This window comes from Vibrio sp. 970, assembly GCF_033339075.1.
The window spans coordinates 1-519 of sequence record NZ_JAWOTW010000806.1 but is presented as its reverse complement, the minus strand read 5'-3'; the positions used below and the strand labels follow the sequence as shown (position 1 = coordinate 519).

1 protein-coding gene is annotated in these 519 nt (G+C 46.6%); it reads right to left on the bottom strand.

Going from position 1 to position 519, the window contains the following annotated elements; translation table 11 throughout:
• Positions 1-8: 8 nt before the first annotated feature.
• A partial coding sequence (locus tag R7Q11_RS29305) for a 3-deoxy-7-phosphoheptulonate synthase (protein WP_225467362.1) occupies positions 9-519 on the bottom strand: 511 nt, incomplete at its 5' end.

Here is a 519-nt window from a genome sequence, read left to right as displayed (position 1 = left end):
TGCTGAGCTTATTTGCTACGGCGCGCTTTTACTGCTTCAGAAAGCTGACGAAGTACCGTTTCCGTATCGTCCCAACCGATACATGCATCAGTAATCGACTGACCGTAAGTTGCCACTTTACCATCCACTAAATCTTGGCGGCCTTCAACCAAATGAGACTCGATCATCACGCCAAAGATTGCATCTTCACCACCAGCGATTTGCTCTGATACATCATCAGACACTAGCATTTGACGTTTGAACTGCTTAGAGCTGTTCGCGTGGCTAAAATCGATCATCACTTTCTTCGGTAGACCTGCCGCGTCCAACTCGTCTTTGATTTGAGCAACGTGTGCTGCACTGTAGTTTGGTTCTTTACCACCACGTAAAATGATGTGGCAGTCTGGGTTACCTGCGGTTTCAACAATCGCTGAATGACCGTACTTCGTTACCGATAGGAAATGGTGAGAAGCGCTTGCAGAACGAATAGCATCACTCGCGATTTTAATGTTACCGTCAGTACCGTTTTTGAAACCAACC